Genomic DNA, 21,043 nt, shown 5'->3' on the forward strand with positions numbered 1-21,043 from the left:
ACGCTTGCGTGCCGGATTCCCTGCGGGGACGCGCAAGGCTCGCGGGGCGCGGCCCGGCGTTGTACAATGGCGGAAAAGCGCCCGCCAGCCTCCGAGCCGGACGTGCCGTGCGGCGGGTCGAGCCTGCAAGGTTAGGAGCCGCCCATGAGCATCGTCGCCGCCTACGTCGTACCGCATCCCCCGCTCATCGTGCCGGCGGTGGGGCACGGCCAGGAGCGCGCCATCCAGGCCACCGTCGACGCGTACGAGGAGGTGGCCCGCCGCATCGCCGCGCACGCGCCCGACACCATCGTCGTGGTCTCCCCGCATGCGCCGCTCTACTACGACTGCTTCCACGTCTCCACCGGCGACGCCGCCCACGGGGACATGGGGCGCTTCGACGCGTGGGAGGCCGCCATGAACGTGCCGTGCGACCCCTCCTTCTCGGCCGCGGTGTCGGCCTGCGCCCGCGCGCGCGGCGTGCCCATCTGCGGCAGCGGCATGCGCGACGGCGAGCTCGACCACGCCACGTTCGTGCCGCTCCACTTCGTGAACGAGCGCTATGCCGGCTACCGCCTGGTGCGCGTGGGGCTCTCGGGCCTGACCCCGGCCGACCACCGCGAGGTCGGCCGCTGCATCGCCGAGGCGGCTTGCGACTTGGACCGCACCTGCGTGCTCGTGGCCTCGGGCGACCTGTCCCACAAGCTCAAGGAGGACGGCCCCTACGGCTTCGCGCCCGAAGGCCCCGTGTTCGACCGCACGGTCACGGGCCTCCTCGACGAGGGCGACCTCGAGGGGCTCTTCTCGATCGATGCGGCGTTCCGTGACGCAGCGGCCGAGTGCGGCCTGGGATCGTTCCAGATCATGGCCGGCGCCTTGGACGGCGTGCCCGCCACCCACGAGCTGCTGAGCTACGAGGGGCCGTTCGGCGTGGGCTACGCCGTGGCCGCCTTCGAGGTGCAGGGGCCGACGGGCGACGGTGCGGTTGCCGCGGGCGTGGACGCGGAGGCCGACGCGCGCGGGACCGAGGACGAGGCCGCCGCGGAGCAGGACGGGGCCGACCCGTTCGTCGCGCTCGCACGCGCCGCGGTGGAGGGCTTCGTGCGCACGGGACGGCCCCTCGCGCGCCCCGACGGCCTGCCGCCGGAGCTCGCCGACGTGCGCGCCGGCGTGTTCGTGTCGCTGCACGAGGGCGGCGACCTGCGCGGCTGCATCGGCACCATCGAGCCCGTCACCGGCTCGATCGCCGACGAGATCATACGCAACGGCACGGCCGCCGCGAGCGAGGACCCGCGCTTCCCGCCGGTGGGCGCCGGCGAGCTCGATGCGCTGTCGTACTCCGTGGACGTGCTGTTCCCGCCGGAGCCCGTTGACTCGGAGGCCGCGCTCAACCCGGCACGCTACGGCGTCATCGTGACGCTCGGGCGCCGGCGCGGCCTTCTGCTGCCGAACCTGGAGGGCGTGGACACGGCGACCCAGCAGGTGGCCATCGCCCGCGCAAAGGCGGGCATCGCGCCCGACGAGCGCGGCGTGCGGCTCGAGCGCTTCCAGGTCGTGCGCCATGACCGCGGCGGGGAGGCCCGTCATGGGTGAGTCCGCGGCCTCGAGCGCGGCCATGCCCGCAGCAGCCCCCGAGGATGCACCGCGCGGCGGTCGGGCCGTGTGCGGCGTGTGCCCGCACGCCTGCGCGCCCGCCGAGGGGCGGCGGGGCCTCTGCCGCGCCCGCGTCGCCCGCGGCGGGCAGGTGGTCTGCGAGAGCTACGGCCGCGTCACCTCGCTCGCGCTCGACCCGGTGGAGAAGAAGCCGCTCGCGCGCTGGCGTCCCGGCTCCCTCGTGCTGTCGGTCGGCTCCTACGGCTGCAACCTGCGCTGCCCGTTCTGCCAGAACGCCTCCATCGCCTGCGCGGGGCCCGACGACGTGCCGTGGCGGGAGATGGCCCCCGTCGAGCTGGCCGACCTCGCGCTCGAGGCGCGGGGACGCGGCTGCGTGGGCGTGGCCTACACGCACAACGAGCCGCTCGTGGGCATCGAGTTCGTGATCGACGCCGCGCGGCTCGTGCGCGAGCGGGGGATGGCGAACGTGCTCGTGAGCAACGGCATGGTCAACCCGGGCCCGCTCGCCGGGCTCGTGCCGCTCCTGGACGCGGCCAACATCGACCTCAAGGGCTTCTCGCAGGCGTTCTACGAGGTGGCTGGCGGCGACTTCGAGGCCGTGAGGCGCACCATCGCCACGTTGGCCGCGGCTCCCGCCTGCCACCTGGAGGTGACAACGCTCGTCATCCCCGGCCTGAACGACGACGGGGCGACCATCGACGCGGCCGCCGCCTGGCTCGCCTCGCTCGACCCCGCCATCCCGTACCACCTCACGCGCTTCTTCCCCTGCCATCGCATGGCCGACCGCCCGCCCACGCCCGTGGCCGACCTGCACCGCCTCGCCGCCGTGGCCCGCCGGCACCTGGGCGACGTGCTGCTGGGCAACTGCTGAGCGCCATCCCCGCGGTTCCGCTATACTGGCTCCTAACCTGCGAACCGAGGAGAGCCATGCTGCGCTATTTCAAGAAGTACGTCTGGGCCGCCTACGCGCTGTCGGTGCTGATACCCGCGGCGTCGCTCGCCGCCTTCTCCGTGGTGATGGGCGGCAACGTGGTCAAGACGCTGCCGGGGCTGTTCTCGTCGCTCATGTTGTTCTTCGCGTGCCTGTACGTCATGCCGCGCCTCATGGGGCAGCTGGCCGACCGCAAGGCCGAGCAGCTCGTCTCGCTCTACAACGACGGATGCGACCCGGACGCCTTCCGCGCGCAGGCCGCCGCGCCCGCCCGCGCCATCGGGGAGCCGTATACGGAGGCGGGCTCGTGGTTCCTGTCGTTCTACGCGCTGGCGCTGGCCGATGGCGGCCAGGTCGAGGAGGCGGCGCGCATCGGCGAGGGCTTGAGCGCGAGCGCCGCGCAGGCCGAGGGCGAAGGCGAGCGCGCGGCGCTGCTCGTGAACATGGAGCCGGTCGTGCAGAGGCTGCTGGGCGAGCGCCCGGCGCTCGGGGCCGTGGAGGAGGCCGAGCGGCTGCTGGAAGGCGACGCGTCTGCCGAGGCCGTCCAGCGGCGCAAGTTCCTTGCCTGGGAGCGCGGCGTGCTGGAGGCCCGCCTGTCCGGCGACGACGGCCTGCTGGCCTCGAAGCTCGCGCACGTGCGGGAGACCGACGGCTACCCGCTGCGCATGCGCGTGCTGGCCGCGGCCGACGAGGCGGCCGCCTGCCGCCGCCAGGGCGACGGGGCGCGCGAGCGGGAATGCCTGCGGTTCGTCGTCGGGCACGGCGAGCGCCTGCCCGCCGTGCCCGCCGCCCGCGCCCGCCTCGCGGAGCTGGGGGAGTGACGGGCGCCCGCACGCCGCACATGCCCGGATAGCCTCCCCTGTCCCGGTGGCCCCCGCTCCTCCCGCCGCCCCGCCGCCCCCGCCCCGTCGCGCCGCGCGCACGGGGCGGGGGCCGGTGTGCTAAACTGGGGGCATCGAATCGTCGAACGAGACGGGGCAGGGCGAAAGGGCGTCTGCAATGGAGCTCGACAAGACGGGGTTGAACGACCGGGCCTTCGAGGCCTTCGCGCGCACATCCGATCGCGAGTACTTCTACCTGTGCAACATGCAGACCGACGTTTCGCGCTGGTCGCGCAACGCGGTGGAGCGCTTCGGGCTGCCGGGCGAGTACCTGCACGCCGCCGGCGCCGTCTGGGAGCAGCACATCCACCCCGACGACCGCCCCCTCTACGTGGCCGACATCGAGGCCGTGTTCGCGGGCCGCAAGCTGCGCCATGACCTCCTGTACCGTGCCCGCGACCGTCACGGCGACTACGTCACCTGCAGCTGCCGCGGAGTGGTGCTGAAGGGGGAGGGCGGCGAGCCGGACCTGTTCGCCGGCATGATCACGAACCACGGCATCGTGGAGAGCATCGACCCGGTCACGGGACTCTACAACGGCTACGAGTTCCTCCGCGCCCTGAGGGCGTCCATGCGGCTTAGGCGTCGCCAGCTCGTGCTGCTCGTGGGGGGTGAACGAGTTCGGCAACGTCAACCAGATACACGGCTACCCGTTCGGCAACCGCCTGCTGCGCGCCTTCGGCGAGCGCTTGGCCGACGAGGTGCGCGGCCGCGGCATGGCCTACCGCATGGACGGGACGAAGTTCGCGCTCGTCGTGCCCGAGGCCGACGAGGCGCAGGCGGCCGAGCTCTATGCGCGCGTGCAGGAGATCGCCCGCGCCGACCTCTCCGTGGACGGCGCCTTCGTGCCGCTGGGCGTGTCGGGCGGCGCGGTGGTGGTGCGCAACTTCAGCGGCGACGAGCACGCCGTCCGCTCGTGCGTCGTGTGCGCCGTGGCGCAGTCGAAGCGCGTGCGCCACGGCGAGCTCGTGTTCTTCGACAACGAGGACGAGGGCGACAGCCGGCGCAACCTGCAGCTGCTCGACGCCGTGCGCACGAGCGTGGCGAGGGGCTTCGCGGGGTTCTCGCTGCGCTACCAGCCCATCGTGGACGCCCGCGACGGCAGCCTCGTGGGCGCCGAGGCGCTTCTGCGCTGGAGCGGCGAGCCCTACGGCGAGGTGCTGCCCGGGCGCTTCGTGCCGTGGCTCGAGCAGGACCCGTGCTTCTACGATTTGGGCAACTGGATCATGGGGCGGGCGCTCGAGGACGGCGTGCGCATGGTGCGCCGGCATCCCGGCCTGCGGCTCAACGTGAACGTGTCGCACACGCAGATCGGGCGCACCGGCTTCCGCGATGCGGTGGTGGGCGCGCTGGGCAGGACGGGCTTCCCGCCGGAGAACCTGTGCATCGAGCTCACCGAGCGCTGCCGCGCGATCGACCGCGACACGCTCATGGCCGAGATGGCGTTCTTCCGCGCCCGGGGCATCAAGGTGGCGCTCGACGACTTCGGCACGGGCGCGGCATCGCTGAACCTGGTGCGCAACCTTCCCATCGACCTGCTGAAGATCGACCGCTCCTTCGTGTCGAACATCCGGGAGAGCGTGGCCGACCAGGCCATCGTCGACGCCGTGGTGAGCTTCGCCGGGCGGCTGGGCATCGAGGTGTGCATCGAGGGGGTGGAGGACGCCGGCATCGTGGAGTTCATCGCCGGCCTTCCCGTGGCGAGCCACCAGGGCTTCCACTACGCCCGCCCGCTCGACTTGGAGCACCTGCTGGCCTTCGGGGACTGAGCTGCCGGCCGCGCCCCGGCCGCGCGGCCCGTCGGTTCTTCCGTCCTCCCCACGCGCCCTTGCCGGGCCGAGCCTCCCCGCCCCTTTCGCTGCGCAGCGCCCCGGTTTCGCCCCGCTCGTTGACGGCGGCGGCCGTCGACGTCTAGGATAGGTCGGATTGCGTCCGATGCGCGCCTGTTCGCGGCGTGCCGAGTGGGAGGATGTTCGGTGGAGAAGCGTCCGGCGCGGCCACGGGCCGCCGTTGTCCTGGCCGTCTTGCTCGTCGTGCTGCTGGGGGCGGCGGCGTGCGGCTTCGGCTTCCTGGTGTGGCAGCAGCGGCAGATAGACCGCGCCGTGGCGGAGGTCGCCCAGACGCCGCTGCCCGCCGTCGAGCCCACGGTGGAGGCCAAGGAGGCCGAGCCGCAGAACCCCATCGACTTCGCCGCCCTCCAGGCGGAGAACCCCGACCTGTACGCGTGGATCTACGTGCCGAACACGAACGTCAACCTGCCGGTGGCCCAGCGCACCGGGGACGACTTCTTCTACCTGGACCACGACCGGCGCGGCGACTATGCCGTGGAGGGCACGGTGTTCTCCCAGACGGCGAACGCCCTCGACTTCTCCGATCCCGTCACGGTGCTCTATGGGCATAACATCGTGGACGACGGCATGTTCGCCACGCTGCACCGCTTCGAGGACCCGTCGTTCTTCGCCGAGAATGGGGAGTTCTACCTGTACACGCCGGGGCACATCCTCGTGTACCAGGTGGTGGCGGCCTACGAGTACGACGACCGCCATATCCTGAACTCGTTCGACTTCGCGGACCCCGCGGTGCGCGAGGCCTACTTCGCCTCGGTGCTGGCTCCCGACGACCCGCAGGCGAACGTGCGCGACGGCGTCGTGCTGCACGCGGACAGCCGCCTCGTGCAGCTGAGCACCTGCCGCTCGGCCCTCACGAGCGATCCGGTGCGCTACCTCGTGACCGGCGTGCTCGTGGAGGATCGCCCCACGGCGTAGCCGCCGCAAGGCGCCGCGAGCGGCTGCGGCGCCGCATCCGGTTTCGCAGGGGAGGAGCCCTCTTTCGCCCAGCGGGTTGCGCCGGGCGCGGGCGTGCCGCAGCATGGGAGTGCTGTGGTTTGCCCGAGCGCTCTTTTGCGGGGGCGCGACGACGAGAGAGGTTATCATCATGAAGAAGAGACTGGCGGCGCTCCTGTGCGCCGCGATGCTGACGGCCGCCCTGCCCGTGCTCGCATGGGCCGACGAGACGCCGACCGCGGCGCCGGGTGCGACCGGTGGCGACGGGGGCGCTGCCCCGGTCGCGGGGACGGCGGACAAGCCGATCGAGCCTCGGCAGATGAGCGCCTCCGCGAACAGGTCCGAGCTGCACGGCGAGACGACTGCGTCGGACTTCGGCATCGCCTGGGTCACCGAATCGATCGACGATTCGCTAAGCGAGCAGGACACGTACCGGGTCGTAGCCAAGCAGGCGACCAAGAAGATCGCTTTCGCCGTTACCCCCTCGGGCGAGTTCGCCGATTGCGCCAAGATCGAGGTGCACGTGAAGCCGGACAGCAGCACCGCGGGCGTCGCCAAGACGTTCGAGGTGACGAGGCCCTCCAAGGATGCGCCCTTCAACTTCACGTCCGAGATCTTCAACCTGGGCGACCAGACGGGCGACAATACCTACAACGCCGACTTCCTCGTGGCGATCGTGCCTTCCGAGGGCGGCTTCGACGAGCCGGCCCCGGATGCCGCCTCCGGCATCGACACGGGCGCGAAGTCGCCCAAGACCGGCCTTGCCACCGGGGCCGTCGCCGCGGGCTCCGTTTTGCTGCTGGCCGCTGCAGGCGGCGTCGCCGTCGCCCTGCGCAGGAAGCTTGACGCGTAGCGCGCAGCCAAGCGATCGCAGCCGCCTGCACCATGCAGGCGGCTGCGCCGTTCTTTCGGGAAAGAGGCACCCTTTTCCCGATTTCTGCATAAAAGGGGTTACCAAACTGTTTCAAACCGCCTATACTGCCCCCAGTCCTTTAAAAGCGGTACAGAGAGACCGACAAGGTAACACCCAGCAAGCGCTCACCTGAACAAGAGCGCGCGCACGATGTGAGCCTTTGTCTGTCGCGGAGGCTTTTTTCATGCCCGGCGACGGACGCCCGCGAGGCGGGGGAGCGCGAAGGCGCGAGCCGGCAAGGCGGGACAGGGTCGCCTGTACCATCCCGAACGGAAGGGGTGGGTGCATGACCGAAACAGGCACGGTCAAGACCGTCTGCATGGATGCGGACGAGATCGAGCGGTCGTTGACGCGCATAGCGCATCAGATCCTCGAGGCGAACAAGGGCGCGGGCAACATTGCGCTCGTCGGCATCGTGACGCGGGGCGATCTGCTCGCCAAGCGCCTGGCCGAGAAGATCGAGGCCATCGAGGGCACGAAGGTGCCGCTCGGCAAGCTCGACATCAGCTTCTACCGCGACGACTTCGCGACGCACTTCGCCCCCGAGGTGCACTCCACCGACATCTTCTTCGACCTCGACGGCAAGGACGTCGTGCTCGTGGACGACGTGCTGTACACCGGCCGCACCATCCGCGCCGCGCTCGACGCGCTCATGGACATCGGCCGCCCCCGGACGGTGCAGCTGGCCGTGCTGGTGGACCGCGGGCACCGCGAGCTGCCCATCCGCGCCGACTTCGTGGGCAAGAACGTGCCGTCGGCCTCCGGCGAGAACGTGCGCCTCTTCCTGGAGGAGACGGACGGCAAGTCCGAGGTCGAGATTCTGGAAATCGCACCGGGTTCCCGCGCGGGCTCGGCGCCGCTGGGAGGTGAATAGGGCATGGCCTTCAACCACAAGCACCTGATCGATATCACGGAGTACTCCGCCGACGACATCATGACCGTCCTGGAGACCGCCGTCCGCTTCAAGGAGGTCAACGAGCGCCGCATCAAGCAGGTGCCCACCTTGAAGGGCGTCACCGTGGTCAACATGTTCAACGAGCCGTCCACGCGCACGCGCTCCTCGTTCGAGATCGCCGAGAAGCGCCTCTCCGCCAACAGCCTGAACTTCGGCGGCAGCTCCACCTCCACGGTGAAGGGCGAGAGCCTGGTGGACACGGTGGAGACGCTCTGCGCCTACAAGATCGACATGATCATCGTCCGCGACAAGCACGCCGGCGTGCCGCGCAAGATCGCCGACGTCTCCGGCGCGCACGTCATCGACGCGGGCGACGGCAAGCACCAGCACCCCACGCAGGCGCTGCTCGACCTGTACTCCATCTGGGAGGTCAAGGGCGACCTCGCGGGCCTCAAGGTGGGCGTCGTGGGCGACATCGGCCACTCCCGCGTGTGCGGCTCGCTCATCCCCGCGCTCAAGATCATGGGCTGCGAGGTCACGGTCATCGCACCGCCCACGCTCCTGCCGGCGCGCCCCGACGTCCTCGGCGCGGACCACGTGACCACGAAGCTCGACGAGGCGCTGCCCGAGCTCGACGTGGTGTACATGCTGCGCATCCAGCGCGAGCGCCTCGAGGGCGCGCCGTACCCGAGCTTGCGCGAGTACAATATGCTCTACGGCCTCACGAAGGAGCGCGAGCCCCTCATGAAGCCCGACGCCCTCATCTGCCACCCCGGTCCCATCAACCGCGGCGTGGAGCTCGACAGCTACATGGCCGACCACCCGAAGCGCTCGGTCATTCTCGATCAAGTCTACGCCGGCATCCTCACGCGCATGGCGGAAATGTATCTTCTTTTGGGAGGGAGCGAAGATGGCCTTACTGCTTAAGAACGCCCACGTGATCGACCCGCAGGTCGGTCTGAACGAAACGGCCGACATCCTCGTGCGCGACGGGAAGATCGTCGAGATCGGCCAGAACCTGACCATGGAGAAGGGCGTCGAGCGCGACCTGGCGGGCAAGATCGTCGTGCCCGGCCTCGTGGACATGCACGTGCACCTGCGCGAGCCCGGCTACGAGCAGAAGGAAGACATCGCCTCCGGCACGCGCGCCGCGGCCCACGGCGGCTTCACGGCGGTGTGCTGCATGCCCAACACGAAGCCCATCATCGACAGCGCCGTCGGGGTGGAGTACGTGAAGTCCCGCGCGGCGGCGGTCGGCAAGTGCCGCGTGCACGTGGCCGGCTCCTGCTCGCAGGGCCTGGCGGGCGAGACCCTCTCCGAGATGGGCGACATGGTGGCCCACGGCGCCGTCGCCTTCACCGACGACGGCCGCGGCGTGCAGGGCGCGGGCATGATGCGCCGCGTCATGGACTACGCCGCCCAGTTCGACCGCGTGGTGATGAGCCACTGCCAGGACGAGGACCTCGTGGGCGCCGGCCAGGTGAACGAGGGCGTCGCATCCACGCGCCTGGGGATGCTCGGCTGGCCGGCCGAGGGCGAGGAGATCCAGATCGCCCGCGACATCGCCATCTGCCGCCTCACCGGCTGCCCGCTGCACGTCCAGCACCTCTCCACCGCGCGCGGCCTGGAGCTCGTGCGCGCCGCGAAGGCCGAGGGCCTGCCCGTCACCTGCGAGGTCACGCCGCACCACCTGTTCCTCACCGAGGACGCCATCGGCGACGACTACAACACCTTCCTCAAGGTGAACCCGCCGCTGCGCACGGCCGAGGACGCCGCCGCGCTTATCGAGGGCGTCGTGGACGGCACGGTGGACGCCATCGTCACCGACCATGCGCCGCACACCGAGTACGAGAAGAACTGCGAGTTCGAGCTGGCGCCCTTCGGCATGACCGGCTTGGAGACGGCGCTCGCGCTCGTCATCACCAACCTGGTGGCGCCCGGCAAGATCACCTGGGAGCGCGCCGTGGAGCTCATGGCCGTGCGCCCGCGCGCCATCCTGCGCGTCGAGCGCGTGGCTCTCGAACCGGGCGCCGTGGCCGACCTCACGGTCGTCGACCCGGAGGCTGCCTGGACGGTGGAGGCCGACGGCTTCCTCTCGAAGGCGACGAACTCGGGCTTCATCGGCGCCGAGCTCACCGGCCGCGCCACCGACGTCTACGTGGCCGGCTACGCCACCCTCGAGGACGGCGCCATCGTCGAGTAGGCGCGTGCGCGCGCAACTATGCGCTGCCTGTCTGCACTGCGAGCGGGGAGTTGGGCGATCGCCCAACTCCCCGCTTCATTATGGTTTCGCACCAGGTGCTTCTCGCGGATTGGGTGCCGGTTGGGGATGGGCGGTTCGGTTAGCTGTCTATCAGGTAGGGAATGGTGACCATGGCGACATTTCGGCGTCCTACCAGGGCTGATTCAAGCATGAGCGTCGTCTGGTTGTGCAGGGGCATCTGCCATATTTTCGTCACGAGCTGGGGTATCACGATGGTAAGGGTCTCGTGTTTTTCCAGCTCGCCCAACTTCTCGTCGATGTGGTCGAGGAGCACTTCGTTCACGTTACGGTAGGGTGCCTTCTCTATAACCAGGGGAATGGAGATCTCCAGTTTCTGATAGTCGGCTTTGAACCGCCTTGTAGCCTGGGCGCTCACTTTTACATGGTAGACCTCGATGTTGTCGCTCAGCCCGCGCGCGTAGTTGAGGGTCTTTATGAACGGCTTGTTGATGGCGTAGGCGGGTATGATGATGCGTGCCTTCGGAGCCTCGGCTAAGAGCAACCGCTTAGCTCTTTCGTTGTCGTTGAGGCCGAGCGCTTTCTTCACGTTTTGATAGTGGTGGAAGATTGCGTTCATTGCCCACGCAGCGCAGCCTATAGCAAGCAAGGATATCCAGGCGCCGGCCAAGAAGTTCGATGACACGATGATCGCGAATACGAGGGCAGTTACCGCGGCGCCTGCACCGTTGATGAGCGCCTTGCGCATCCACGATCTACAGCGCTTGCGTCGCCAGTGAATTACCATGCCTCCTTGCGCAAGGGTGAACGAGAGGAAAACGCCTGCTGCGTACAGGGGTATGAGCAGGTGGGTGTCGCCGTTGAAGGCGACAACGAGCACGATGGCGAACGTCGAGGCGAACACGATGCCGTGTGAGTAAACGAGGCGGGATCCTTTGTCCGCGAAGCGCTTGGGGAGGAAGCTATCCTGTGCCAAGAGTGACATGAGCTGGGGCAATCCGTTATAGGCGGTGTTGGCGGCAAGCAGGAGGATGAGCGCGGTGGTTGTTTGGATAAGATAGAAGCCAATACTGTCGCTGCCAAATACCCCCGCTGCAATCTGGGCTATCACGGTCAGGTTGTCGGCAGGCGCGGCGTGGTAGAGCATCGCGAGGGCGCACGAGCCCCCGAAAATGCACAGGACTATCAGGCCGAGCGCGACGAGGGTCACCTTTGCGTTGCGGCGCGAGGGGTCGGAGAAGTTCGGCACGCTGTTGCTGATGGCTTCCACGCCGGTCAGTGCGGAGCATCCTGATGAGAAGGCGTGCAGGAACAAGAAGAGGGTTAGATCTCCGGTTGTTTGAGAGAGCTGGGCTGCCTGCTCGGCGGGCTCGACCTGGCCGAGCGCGGCCTTGACCGCGCCAATGGCGATCATCGCGAGCATCGACGCCACGAAGAAGTAGGTCGGCAGGCCGAACGCTTTGGACGATTCGCGCAATCCCCGCAGGTTCCCCACGGTGAGAAGCAAGATAAACAGGACGATCAGGGGCACCCTGAGGGGTTCGACCTGCGGGATGGCCGAGACTATGGCGGCGGCCCCTGAGCACGAGCTTACGGCGATGGTCAGCATGTAGCCTATGATCAGCCCCGATGCGGCAATAAGGGAGGGGATGCGCCCGAGGTTCTCCCGGGCAACGCTGTAGGCGCCTCCCCCTTGCGGGTAGGCGTCGATGACCTGTCGGTAGCAGAGTATGAGCATGAACAGGAGCCCGATGATAACCCCTGCCACACCGAGCATGGGTGTATAGGCCGCCATGCCCAGCACGGGCACGAGCACAAGAAGAATTTCCTCGGTGGCGTAGGCGACAGAGGAGATGGCATCGCTTGACAAGACGGGCAGACCCCATAAAACTCCGTATCTCTGGGCCTGGAGCTCGGAGCTTCGTAGCGGCTTGCCTATCAGGCGGTACTTCAGCGCGTTAGCGTTCATCTTCGTCCCTGTTGAAAGGCTTCTCAACTCGGCGCTGGCGATGTCGAATCAAGAGCGGATGCTCCCATATCGGAATCAATGAAGGGTTTACTCCTCCTTATTCGGAAGGTCAAGAGAAAAGCGGTTGACGCACTGAAAACCAAGTCTACGGTCTTTTAATCGCAATTTTCCCTTGTCGGGCGAAGGGTCCGACAAGTGTTCCGGGTGCAAAGGCCAAGGCGCTCAACCCAGAACGGCATTCTACGCCTCCTCGCCGCCCGCCCCGGAGCCCTTGCGCGCGAGGTCGATGAGCTCCTGCTGCGAGTGCACGCCGCACTTGGAGAAGATGCTGCGCACGTGCGAGCTCACCGTGTTGATGGACACGGTGAGCTCGTCGCGGATGTAGGGGCGGCTGCGCCCGGCCAGGAGCAGCGCCGCCACGTCCGTCTCGCGGCTTGTCAGGTCGAAGGACGCCTGGAGCGCGCGGGCCTCCTGCTCGAACAGGGCATCCAGGTTGGGCCCCGCACCGTCTGCGCCCGTCGCGCCCGCCGCGCCGTCCTCGCCGCGGCTGCGGGTGCGGTTGAACACCCACTGCGGGTTGAAGCCCGTGACCATGATGGCGAACGCCACGGCCGTGAGCAGCACCGACGACAGCACCATGAGCCCCTTCTCGTCCAGCGAGAGCACGGCGTAGAGCCCTGCGAGGCAGCCGAGGAAGATGCCGAGCCCCTCGCCGAGCGCGTACACGCCGAACACGGTGAGCGCCGGGGAGCCGGTGCGCCGCAGGTACTTGCAAGCGCCCAGCCAGCAGCCGAACTGCACGCCGAACATCCCCAGGAAGTTGATGGCGTAGGCTGCAAGGCGCAGGGTGGGGTTGCCGTAGTCGATGAAGATGGGCACGTAGCTCAGCATGAACAGCGGCAGGATCCAACGGTAGGCGAGCGAGATGTTCAGGTAGCGCGACAGCCGCAGGCACAGTGCCAGCATGACGAGCGACAGCACGCAGGCGCACGTGAACGGTATGAGGAAGTGGGCGATGCGGTCGCCCATGATCTCCGGCGTGGCCACCACGCGGAAGAACGCCACCTGCACCCACGACACGCATGCGAGCACGCCGAACGAGAGCAGCCCGCGGTGCGCGCGCGGCCGCGGGCGGGCTGCCGGGGCCGGAGGGCGCCCCTCGCCGCGGCGTCGGCAGGCGAGCCAGAACGACAACGCTATCATGGCGAGCAGCAGCACGAGGAAGGGGATGGAGCCCCGCTTCGTGAGCAGCAGCACGAAGTAGAGCGCGAAGGCCACCGTGAACGACAGGGGTATGGCGAACTCGACGTGGGCCTCGTCGTAGGAGCCCAGACGGTCGCTCCACAGCATGGCGAACAGCGCCACGGCGATGCCCGTGAGGGCGCCGCCCGGCACATGGAACGCCCAGACGGTGCCGAACCGGTCGGTCCAGGCGAGCCAGGTGAGCATGTTGCCCGCCACGGCGCAGGCGAGCGCGGCGGCCCCGAAGCCGCGCCGGCGCACGAGCGCCGCAGGGTCGGGCACCAGGCGCGCCGCCACGATGCCGCCCAGCCCGCCAAGGCCCTCGAACAGGCCGCTCACCATCCAGATGCGCTCCAGGTTGTAGTTCGTCAGCGTACCGTCGATGGCGGCGTCGTGCGTGGCCAGCCCGCAGCCGAACAGCGTGCAGAACACCCAGCCCAAGAAGAGCGCGAAGCCGATGGTCTCGCGCCGGTACAGCGGAAGGTTCCGCCGATAGTACTCTCTCAAACGCCCTCACCTCCCAGCGGCTGATTATAGTACAGGCGTGCCTGCGATCCGCGCGCAACCTGCGGGCCCTACTCCACCCAACTAGAGTCCAAGCAGGCAAAACGGAAACATCACCTGGATCAGGTGAGGGGTTTAGGCGGGATTGTCCAGCCAAAACGCCTCGATAAGGTGATGAAGTGCGCCGGCCCGGCGCCTAGGCTTGAAAGCTGTTGTGTTCGTTCTCTGGCATAAGGAGGAGGAGAGTATGGGATCTATGGACATCGACCGGCGCACGTTCGTCGGCGCGATGGGCGCCCTGGGCGCGCTGTCGGCCGCGCTCGGCAGCCAGCCGCGCGCGGCCGTTGCGGCCGAGTCGGCGTTCCCGGCACCGGCCAAGGGCAAGCCCGTCGAGGCGAGCGTCGACCCGAAGACCGGCGACGTGACCGTCAACGAGGACGTGGTCGTGCGCTATTCCGGCTGCGTGGGGTGCTACTGCTCGTGCGGCAACCGCGTGAAGCTCGACCGCGAGACGGGCAGCGTGCTGGGCGTGGGCGGCAACCCCTACAACCCGGCCGATGCGTACCCGTTCCTGGACTTCGAGGCGCCCCTCACCGAGGCGTACCAGTCCTTGAGCTACGCCAACGGCAAGGGCAACCAGCTGCGCGGCACCGTGTGCGGCCGCGGCAACGGCACGTTGGACGGCTACACCCAGCCCGACCGCATCACCGTGCCGCTCAAGCGCGCCGGCAAGCGCGGCGAGGGCAAGTGGAAGGCCATCGGCTGGGACCAGCTCATCAAGGAGGTCACGGAAGGCGGCAAGCTGTTCGCCGAGATCGGCGAGGACCGCGAGGTCATGGGCTTCAAGGAGCTCCATGACACGAAGACGCCGATGAACCCCGACGAGCCGGGCCTCGGCCCCGTGTCCAACCAGCTGGTCATGCTGGGCAGCCGCTCGGACGGCCGCGGCAACTTCAGCAGCCGCTTCGCCTCGACGTTCGGCACGATCAACGCCTACGGGCACGCCAGCAGTTGAGCGGTCGCCAACTCAGCGAGTTCGCTGGCACAAGCAGGTAAGAACGGCCTCACCCCCGAGCCGGAGGAGGCCGAGTACGCAATCTGGCTGGGCGCCTTCCCGGGCGGCAGCATGATCAACTTCCAGAGCTCCGGCAAGCGCACGCTCAAGAACCTCGCGGCCGGGAAGCTCAAGATCGACGTGCTCGACTGCACGCTCGCCAACGGTTCCGTGACGCCCACCATCCCGGGCATCAACTGGATACCCATCAAGCCCGCCACGAACGCCGCGTTCTGCGCCGCGCTCGTGCAGAAGATCATCGCCGACAAGACCTACAACGCCGACGCCATCTCCTTCACCACCCAGAAGGCGGCCGTCGAGGGCGGGTACGGCGCCTACACGAACGCCACGTACCTGGTCATCGTCGACGAGAACCATCCGAACTACCGCAAGCTCATGCGCGCGGCGGATGCGGGCATCGACGCGCCCGAGGAGAAGGACAAGGACGGCAAGGCGGTCGAGCAGTACGTGGTCATCGACGCTGCCACCGGGCAGCCGGCGCTGCACTCCGCGTGCAGCAAGGGCACGCTCGAGTTCGAGGGCGAGGTGAACGGCGTCGCGGTGCGCACCGGCTTCTCGCTCCTCACCGAGACGGTGAACGAGTACACCATGGACGAGTACGCCGAGATCACCGGCGTGTCCGTGGAGGACCTGGAGCGCATTGCCCGCGAGTACACCTCGCACGGCACCCGCGTGGGCATCTGCCACAAGGGCGGCTCGGCTGCCTCGGTCAACGGCATCGACACGGTCATGGGGGCCGCGGTGCTCCATGCCATCGTGGGCGCGAACCAGATGATCGGCGGCAACGCCCCCAACAGCCCGGCACCTACGACGACGGGCAACGGCAAGCGCTACAAGCTGGGCGCCATCGAGGGCAAGCCCGACGTCTCCACGAAGAACGCGTGCTACATCTCGCGCACGGTGAAGGCCTGGAAGAAGACCGACGAGTACAAGAATCGCGTGGCGGCCGGCGAGAAGGACCCCAAGCCGCTCATGCCCTGGTTCGCCAACGGCGCGGCCTCCGACAGCCAGGCGCTGCTCTCCATCGTGAACAAGTACCCCTACCAGGCGAAGATCCTCACCTCCTTCATGTGCAACACGATCCAGGCCACGCCGGGCGCCATGCGCGACGAGGTCGTGGAGCGTTTGTGCGACCCCGAGGTGCTGCCGCTGCACATCGTGTGCGACGTGTTCGTGGGCGAGCACGCCCAGTACGCCGACTACATCGTGCCCGACGTCACCCCCTACGAGAGCTTCGGCCTGCCCACCACGGGCACCACGTTCACCGGCTACGGCACCACCGTGCGCTGGCAGGTGAAGGAGCCGGAGAGCATGAAGCTGGCCGACGGGCGCCATGCCAGCTGGGAGACGTTCCTGGCCGACGTGGCCGAGGCGTGCGGTCTGCCCGGATGGGGCGAGGGCGCCATCAAGGATGTGGACGGCAAGGCGTGGCCGCTGCGCGATGCCGCCGACTTCTACCTGAAGGCGGTCGCGAACCTGGCCTACGCCGAGGAGCCGGTGGCCGACATCGACGCGCAGGAAGCGCACCTCCAGGGCCTCGACGAGCTGCCCGACAGCTTCAAGGCGGCCGTGTCCGACGAGGAGTGGCCCAAGGTGCAGAGCGTGCTCTCGCGCGGAGGGCGCTACTGGCCCATGTCCTACGTGCACGACGCCGACGGGAGGCGCAGCCGCGGGTACCAGGACGAGAACCAGGCGTACTTCTACAGCGAGAAGCGCGCGACGAACAGGAACTGCTACTCGGGAAAGCAGCTGCCCGGCACGCTGCGCTACAACCCCGAGACGTTCACCGACCTGTCGCCCATGGAGGACCACTTCTCGCGCGAGGAGTACCCGTTCGGCGCCTCGGAGCACAAGCCGCGCTTCCGCTCCATCTCCATGCTGTCGAACAGCCCGGTCATGCGCGACCTGTGCAGCCACAACTACATCGAGCTCAACCGCGAGGACGCGGCCGAGCTGGGCATCAAGGACGGCGACTTGGTACGCGCCACCACGCCGCTCGGCGACGTGAGCGAGGGCGTCGCCATGGTGCGCGCCGGACAGGTGAAGGGCGCGTTCGCCCTCGCGTTCGGCTACGAGCACCAGAACTACGGCGCCCAGGACATCGAGGTGGACGGCAAGGCCACGAAGGGCGACCCGGCCATCGCGGCAGGCGTGCGCATCCACCAGATGCTCGACCCCACGGTCACGGGCGTCACCGGCGACGACGTCATCAGCATCATCGCCGAGAACGACGCGGCGTCGCCCGGCCGTTGCGGCGGCATGTTCAAAATCGAGAAGGCTTAAGGGGGTAAGCGATCATGAACGAGAAAAAGCTTGGCATGCTGATCGATCTCTCCCTGTGCATCGGCTGCAACGCGTGCACCGTGGCCTGCAAGCGCGAGAACGACGTGCCCCTGGGCGCGTTCAACACCTGGATCGAGAGCTTCGACGTGGAGCGTCCCGACGGGCGCATCGCCCGCGCGAACGTGCCCAAGCAGTGCAACCACTGCGCCGACGCGCCCTGCGTGAAGGTGTGCCCCACGGGCGCGAGCTACCGCGCCGAGGACGGCACGGTGCAGATCGACCAGGACAGGTGCATCGGCTGCAAGTACTGCATGGCGGCGTGCCCGTACCAGGTGCGCTACCAGGTGGAGACCGGCGAGGTGCAGAAGTGCACGTTCTGCCATCACCGCACGGGCGTGGGCCTGCTGCCCGCCTGCGTGGGCACGTGCGTGGGCTACGCCCGCACCTTCGGCGACCTGAACGACCCGGAGAGCGACATCTCGAAGCGCCTGGCCGAGGCGAACGGCGGCGACGTCCTGTACGAGGACCTGGGGCTTAACCCCTCGCTGTACTATATCGGACTCAAGGAAACCGAGGCCATGCCGGTCGCGTCCGCCATCCACCGCGGCGGCAACGTCATGAAGCCGTACGAGGGGTGATGAAGATGGTTTGGGATGCATTCATAGCTGTTTACCTGTTCCTGGCCGGCCTGGGTGCCGGGGCGTTCGTCCTAGGCGCGCTCACGAACTGGGCCAAGACCCCGGCGCCGCGCATGAAGAGGATCGCGTTCGTCATCGCGCCGGTGGCCGTGGCCGTGGGCACGCTCGTGCTGGTGGTCGATGCGAAGGCCGGGTTCGCCAACCCGCTGCGCTTCTTCCTGCTGGTTTCCAACCTGAACTCCGTCATGGCCTGGGGCGTCATCATCTTGAGCGTGTTCTTGGCGGTGAGCGTGGTGGACTTGGTGCTGCTGCTCGTGCGCAAGAAGACGCCGAAGGCGCTCGACGTGGTCGGCATGGTGCTGGCCGTGTGCGTGGCCGCCTACACGGGCGTGCTGCTGGGCGACGCGGGCCTCGCGTTCCCGCTTTGGAACATGGCCATCCTGCCGTTGCTGTTCGTGGTGTCGGCCGCTTCCACCGGCATCGCCGCGGTGCTGCTGGTCACGTACCTTGCGGCGCCCGACGAGGTGGAGGCTCTGCCGTTCCTGCCCAAGGCGGGGCTCGTCCTGCCGGTGCTGGAGCTGGTGCTCGTGGCCGTGCTGCTGGGCGTGACGGCCGGCTCGTCGGGCTCGGCGGCTGCAGCCGGCGCGGCCTCGGTGGCGAATCTCGTGTCCGGCGCCTACGCCGTGCCGTTCTGGCTCGGGTTCGTGGTGGTGGGCTTGGTGCTGCCGTTCGCGCTCGAGCTCGCGCGGCATCGTGGTGCAGGCGCGCCGAAGGCTGCTGCGGTCGTTGGCGCTGCCGCACCGGGCGCCGGTTCGGACGGCTCCGCTGCCGCCGCAGCGGCCGGCTCGGGCAAGGCGCTCGCCCTCGTGGGCGAGGCCGGCGTGCTCGTGGGCGGCTTCATGCTGCGCTACCTGGTGATCATGGCCGCGCTGGCGGTCGTGTTCGCCTAGCGTATGCTATGCTGGGGGCGGGGGCCTGCGGGCCCTCGCCCCCGCCCGTCTTGCCCGGCACGGCCGGCGGACGCTCGGGAGGGCGCCCGCCGGCCGTGCCGGACGGACCCGTTTTCCCCAAGGCAATGGAGGTACTTCCCGTGGACGATGCAACGCCCCTTTCTTCCGATGAGCTGCGCGGCTTCGCCGTCATCGCCGAGGCCTGCGCCGAGGCGTTCCTGAACGAGCCCTCCGCGCAGATCGTGGACGACGTGGCCCGCGTGGCGCAGGCGCTCGGCGACGGCCGCTTCGACGGCGTCGTGGCCGACGAGGCGCTGCGGCAGCGCTACAGCGAGCGCTTCTTCGTGCCCACGAGCCCGCTCTACGTTCCGCTCTCCGAGTGCAGCGTGCGCGGTGCGGCCGGAGAGGGGGGCCGCGTGCGGTACGCGCCCGCCTCGGGCGCCCAGGCCGACCACGTGCTGAAGTGCTACCGGGCCGTCGGCTTCGACTACCGGGCGCTTGCGGGATTCGGCCCGGCCGTGGGCAGCCTGCACCCCGACTCGCTGGCCGCCGAGCTCGCGTTCATGGCGTTTTTGGCCCGCGCGGCCTCCGAAGCGGCGGGGGATGACCCGGCGGCGTCCGGGCGCGCGGCGGAGCTGCTGTGCCAGTTCGCCCGCGAGCATGCGAACGCGTGGCTGCCGAAGGCCGCCCGCCTGCTGGCGGCCGGCGACGACGACCTCTACGCCCGCGCCGCCGCCCTGGCCGCCGATGCGGTTGGGTCGATCGCCGGGTAGGCTTGCCCTTCGCGAAGGGTTCCCTTCCGGCGGCTCGCCGCGTGACGGCAGGTCGCCGGCAGGGGAGGGGGCTCAGTCCTCGCTGTCGCTGCGGGCATTGCGTGCGAGCACCATGAGCTCCTGCTGGGAATGCACGCCGCATTTCGCGAAGATGCTGCGCACGTGCGTGCTCACCGTGTTGATGGACACCACGAGCTCGTCGCGGATGAACGGCCTGCTGCGGCCTTCGAGCAGCAGGGCGGCCACGTCCGTCTCGCGCTCGGTGAGGCCGAACCGGTTTTGCAGGTCGACGGCCTCGTCCAGGAAGATCGCCTCGGGCGCGGCCCGCGAGGCGGACGCGGCCTTCGGGTCCTCGGGCGCTCGGCCGCGTGGGGCGTGGCTGCCGTGGAACACCCAGTTCGGGTTGAATCCCGTGGCCATGGCCACGAACACCACGAGCGACATGAGCGCGATCGACAAGGCGACGATGCCCTGCATGTCGAGCGACTTCACGGCGAACAGGCCGCCGAGGCTGCCGAGGAAGATGCCCGCGCCCTCGCCGAGCGCATAGCGGCTGAACAGATCCACCGTGCCGCCGCCCTTGCGTCGAAGGTACTTGCATGCGCCGATCCAGCATCCGAACTGAACGCCGAACATGCCGAGGAAGTTGATGGCATAGGCCAGGATGCGCAGATCGACGTTGCCGTAGTCGATGATGATGGGCACGTAGCTAAGCATGAACAGCGGCAGGCTCCACCGGTACGCCAACGACACGTTCAGGTAGCGTGACATGCGCATGCACAGCAGCAGCATGACGAGCGACGTCACGCAGGCGAACGAGAACGGGATGAGGTAGTGGGTGAACCGGTTGCCCGACAGCTCGGGCGTGGAGAGGACGCGGAAGAACGCGATCTGCACCCATGAGGCGAACGCGAGCAGGGTGAACGATCGCAGCCCGCGATGGCCCGCCGCGCGGCCCTCCGCCCCGGCGTCAAAGGGAGGGCATGCATCGCCGCCGCGCGCAAGGTGCATGGAGCCGAAGCACATGGCGGCCACGAGCAAAAGCACGACGAGGCCGCTTTCCTTCGTGAGGAGGATGACGAAGTACAGCAAGAACGTGCAGCAGGCGATCGACTCCGGGCAGCTTGCGCGCGATCAGCATGCCCGCGATGCCGCCGAGCGCCTCGAACAGGCCGCAGGTGAGCCAGATATGCTCCAGGTGGTACGTGGTCGGCACGCAGGCGATGGGCTCCTTGGCCGAGGACAGCCCGCAACCGAACAGGGCGCAGTACACCCACGCAAGAAAAAGCGCGAAGCCGATGGTCTCGCGCCAATGGGCCGATAGATTTTCACGGAAACGATCGATCATGCGCCCCTCCCTCGTATGGCGTAAGTATACCGGAGCGCCCTTGC

General features: G+C 68.6%; 18 protein-coding genes and 1 pseudogene. 15 read left to right on the forward strand and 4 right to left on the reverse strand.

What is annotated here, in order from left to right:
• The first annotated feature begins 144 nt into the window (after nucleotides 1–144).
• The 10 genes and pseudogenes from amrA to C1877_RS06665 all read left to right on the forward strand — a co-directional run bounded on the left by amrA (nucleotide 145) and on the right by C1877_RS06665 (nucleotide 10,199).
• Nucleotides 145–1,572 carry an AmmeMemoRadiSam system protein A gene (gene amrA / locus C1877_RS06620; RefSeq protein ID WP_114568738.1) on the forward strand — a complete coding sequence of 476 codons (1,428 nt, stop codon included), beginning with the start codon at nucleotides 145–147 and terminating at the stop codon, nucleotides 1,570–1,572.
• Nucleotides 1,565–2,464 carry an AmmeMemoRadiSam system radical SAM enzyme gene (amrS, locus tag C1877_RS06625; protein WP_244909806.1) on the forward strand — a complete coding sequence of 300 codons (900 nt, stop codon included), beginning with the start codon at nucleotides 1,565–1,567 and terminating at the stop codon, nucleotides 2,462–2,464. The genes amrA and amrS overlap by 8 nt, the downstream gene beginning before the upstream one ends.
• Nucleotides 2,465–2,520: 56 nt before the next feature.
• Nucleotides 2,521–3,345, forward strand: coding sequence for a hypothetical protein (locus tag C1877_RS06630; RefSeq protein ID WP_114568739.1), 825 nt, complete (start codon nucleotides 2,521–2,523; stop codon nucleotides 3,343–3,345).
• 265 nt (nucleotides 3,346–3,610) lie between these two features.
• Nucleotides 3,611–3,877: pseudogene (locus C1877_RS16025) on the forward strand (PAS domain-containing protein); the annotation flags it as partial.
• Between the two features lie 139 nt (nucleotides 3,878–4,016).
• Nucleotides 4,017–5,174 carry a GGDEF domain-containing phosphodiesterase gene (locus tag C1877_RS06640; RefSeq protein ID WP_114568740.1) on the forward strand — a complete coding sequence of 386 codons (1,158 nt, stop codon included), beginning with the start codon at nucleotides 4,017–4,019 and terminating at the stop codon, nucleotides 5,172–5,174.
• 207 nt (nucleotides 5,175–5,381) lie between these two features.
• Nucleotides 5,382–6,170, forward strand: coding sequence for a class B sortase (locus C1877_RS06645; protein WP_114568741.1), 789 nt, complete (start codon nucleotides 5,382–5,384; stop codon nucleotides 6,168–6,170).
• A gap of 169 nt (nucleotides 6,171–6,339) precedes the next feature.
• Nucleotides 6,340–7,041, forward strand: a complete 702-nt coding sequence (locus C1877_RS06650; RefSeq protein WP_114568742.1) for a hypothetical protein — start codon at nucleotides 6,340–6,342, stop codon at nucleotides 7,039–7,041.
• Nucleotides 7,042–7,387: 346 nt separating this feature from the next.
• Nucleotides 7,388–7,975 (forward strand): bifunctional pyr operon transcriptional regulator/uracil phosphoribosyltransferase PyrR, encoded by a 588-nt coding sequence (gene pyrR, locus C1877_RS06655; RefSeq protein ID WP_015540426.1) that lies wholly within the window; start codon nucleotides 7,388–7,390, stop codon nucleotides 7,973–7,975.
• A 3-nt stretch (nucleotides 7,976–7,978) separates the two neighbouring features.
• Nucleotides 7,979–8,923: an aspartate carbamoyltransferase catalytic subunit gene (locus tag C1877_RS06660; RefSeq protein ID WP_015540427.1), complete on the forward strand. Its 945-nt coding sequence runs from the start codon at nucleotides 7,979–7,981 to the stop codon at nucleotides 8,921–8,923.
• Nucleotides 8,907–10,199 carry a dihydroorotase gene (locus C1877_RS06665; protein ID WP_114568743.1) on the forward strand — a complete coding sequence of 431 codons (1,293 nt, stop codon included), beginning with the start codon at nucleotides 8,907–8,909 and terminating at the stop codon, nucleotides 10,197–10,199. Before C1877_RS06660 ends, C1877_RS06665 begins: the two co-directional genes overlap by 17 nt.
• A gap of 139 nt (nucleotides 10,200–10,338) precedes the next feature.
• Here C1877_RS06665 and C1877_RS06670 read toward each other — a convergent pair whose 3' ends face one another.
• Together C1877_RS06670 and C1877_RS06675 are read right to left on the reverse strand one after the other, a co-directional pair.
• A complete protein-coding gene (locus C1877_RS06670; RefSeq protein ID WP_015540428.1) occupies nucleotides 10,339–12,186 on the reverse strand; it encodes an APC family permease in 1,848 nt (615 codons plus the stop codon).
• A gap of 240 nt (nucleotides 12,187–12,426) precedes the next feature.
• Nucleotides 12,427–13,935, reverse strand: coding sequence for a response regulator transcription factor (locus C1877_RS06675; protein WP_114568744.1), 1,509 nt, complete (start codon nucleotides 13,933–13,935; stop codon nucleotides 12,427–12,429).
• Between the two features lie 244 nt (nucleotides 13,936–14,179).
• Here C1877_RS06675 and C1877_RS06680 point away from each other — a divergent pair, with 244 nt between their 5' ends.
• The 5 genes from C1877_RS06680 (at nucleotide 14,180) to C1877_RS06700 (ending at nucleotide 19,651) form a co-directional block, all read left to right on the forward strand.
• Complete coding sequence (locus tag C1877_RS06680) at nucleotides 14,180–14,947, forward strand: molybdopterin-binding domain-containing protein (protein ID WP_147274523.1); 768 nt, start codon at nucleotides 14,180–14,182, stop codon at nucleotides 14,945–14,947.
• Nucleotides 14,948–15,058: 111 nt separating this feature from the next.
• Nucleotides 15,059–17,290 (forward strand): molybdopterin dinucleotide binding domain-containing protein, encoded by a 2,232-nt coding sequence (locus C1877_RS06685; RefSeq protein WP_015540429.1) that lies wholly within the window; start codon nucleotides 15,059–15,061, stop codon nucleotides 17,288–17,290.
• A 14-nt stretch (nucleotides 17,291–17,304) separates the two neighbouring features.
• Nucleotides 17,305–17,928 (forward strand): 4Fe-4S dicluster domain-containing protein, encoded by a 624-nt coding sequence (locus tag C1877_RS06690; RefSeq protein ID WP_114568746.1) that lies wholly within the window; start codon nucleotides 17,305–17,307, stop codon nucleotides 17,926–17,928.
• 5 nt (nucleotides 17,929–17,933) lie between these two features.
• Complete coding sequence (gene nrfD / locus C1877_RS06695; protein WP_244909807.1) at nucleotides 17,934–18,878, forward strand: NrfD/PsrC family molybdoenzyme membrane anchor subunit; 945 nt, start codon at nucleotides 17,934–17,936, stop codon at nucleotides 18,876–18,878.
• A 140-nt stretch (nucleotides 18,879–19,018) separates the two neighbouring features.
• Nucleotides 19,019–19,651, forward strand: coding sequence for a molecular chaperone TorD family protein (locus tag C1877_RS06700; protein ID WP_173014845.1), 633 nt, complete (start codon nucleotides 19,019–19,021; stop codon nucleotides 19,649–19,651).
• Between the two features lie 72 nt (nucleotides 19,652–19,723).
• Here C1877_RS06700 and C1877_RS06705 read toward each other — a convergent pair whose 3' ends face one another.
• Both C1877_RS06705 and C1877_RS15145 read right to left on the reverse strand, forming a co-directional pair.
• Complete coding sequence (locus C1877_RS06705) at nucleotides 19,724–20,698, reverse strand: response regulator transcription factor (RefSeq protein ID WP_147274524.1); 975 nt, start codon at nucleotides 20,696–20,698, stop codon at nucleotides 19,724–19,726.
• Entirely contained in the window at nucleotides 20,622–20,999 is a 378-nt protein-coding gene (locus tag C1877_RS15145) for a hypothetical protein (RefSeq protein ID WP_147274525.1), read from the reverse strand. Before C1877_RS15145 ends, C1877_RS06705 begins: the two co-directional genes overlap by 77 nt.
• Nucleotides 21,000–21,043 lie beyond the last annotated feature (44 nt).

This window comes from Gordonibacter pamelaeae (assembly GCF_003340385.1).
Classification (GTDB): Bacteria; Actinomycetota; Coriobacteriia; order Coriobacteriales; family Eggerthellaceae; genus Gordonibacter; species Gordonibacter pamelaeae.

Bases quoted from the DNA above. Each gene is read 5' to 3' on its own strand.
- amrA (WP_114568738.1), top strand. From the start codon at position 145: ATGAGCATCGTCGCCGCCTACGTCGTACCGCATCCCCCGCTCATCGTG.
- amrS (WP_244909806.1), top strand. From the start codon at position 1,565: ATGGGTGAGTCCGCGGCCTCGAGCGCGGCCATGCCCGCAGCAGCCCCC.
- C1877_RS06630 (WP_114568739.1), top strand. From the start codon at position 2,521: ATGCTGCGCTATTTCAAGAAGTACGTCTGGGCCGCCTACGCGCTGTCG.
- C1877_RS06650 (WP_114568742.1), top strand. From the start codon at position 6,340: ATGAAGAAGAGACTGGCGGCGCTCCTGTGCGCCGCGATGCTGACGGCC.
- pyrR (WP_015540426.1), top strand. From the start codon at position 7,388: ATGACCGAAACAGGCACGGTCAAGACCGTCTGCATGGATGCGGACGAG.
- C1877_RS06660 (WP_015540427.1), top strand. From the start codon at position 7,979: ATGGCCTTCAACCACAAGCACCTGATCGATATCACGGAGTACTCCGCC.
- C1877_RS06665 (WP_114568743.1), top strand. From the start codon at position 8,907: ATGGCCTTACTGCTTAAGAACGCCCACGTGATCGACCCGCAGGTCGGT.
- C1877_RS06670 (WP_015540428.1), bottom strand. From the start codon at position 12,186: ATGAACGCTAACGCGCTGAAGTACCGCCTGATAGGCAAGCCGCTACGA.
- C1877_RS06680 (WP_147274523.1), top strand. From the start codon at position 14,180: ATGGGATCTATGGACATCGACCGGCGCACGTTCGTCGGCGCGATGGGC.
- C1877_RS06685 (WP_015540429.1), top strand. From the start codon at position 15,059: ATGATCAACTTCCAGAGCTCCGGCAAGCGCACGCTCAAGAACCTCGCG.
- C1877_RS06690 (WP_114568746.1), top strand. From the start codon at position 17,305: ATGAACGAGAAAAAGCTTGGCATGCTGATCGATCTCTCCCTGTGCATC.
- nrfD (WP_244909807.1), top strand. From the start codon at position 17,934: ATGGTTTGGGATGCATTCATAGCTGTTTACCTGTTCCTGGCCGGCCTG.
- C1877_RS15145 (WP_147274525.1), bottom strand. From the start codon at position 20,999: ATGATCGATCGTTTCCGTGAAAATCTATCGGCCCATTGGCGCGAGACC.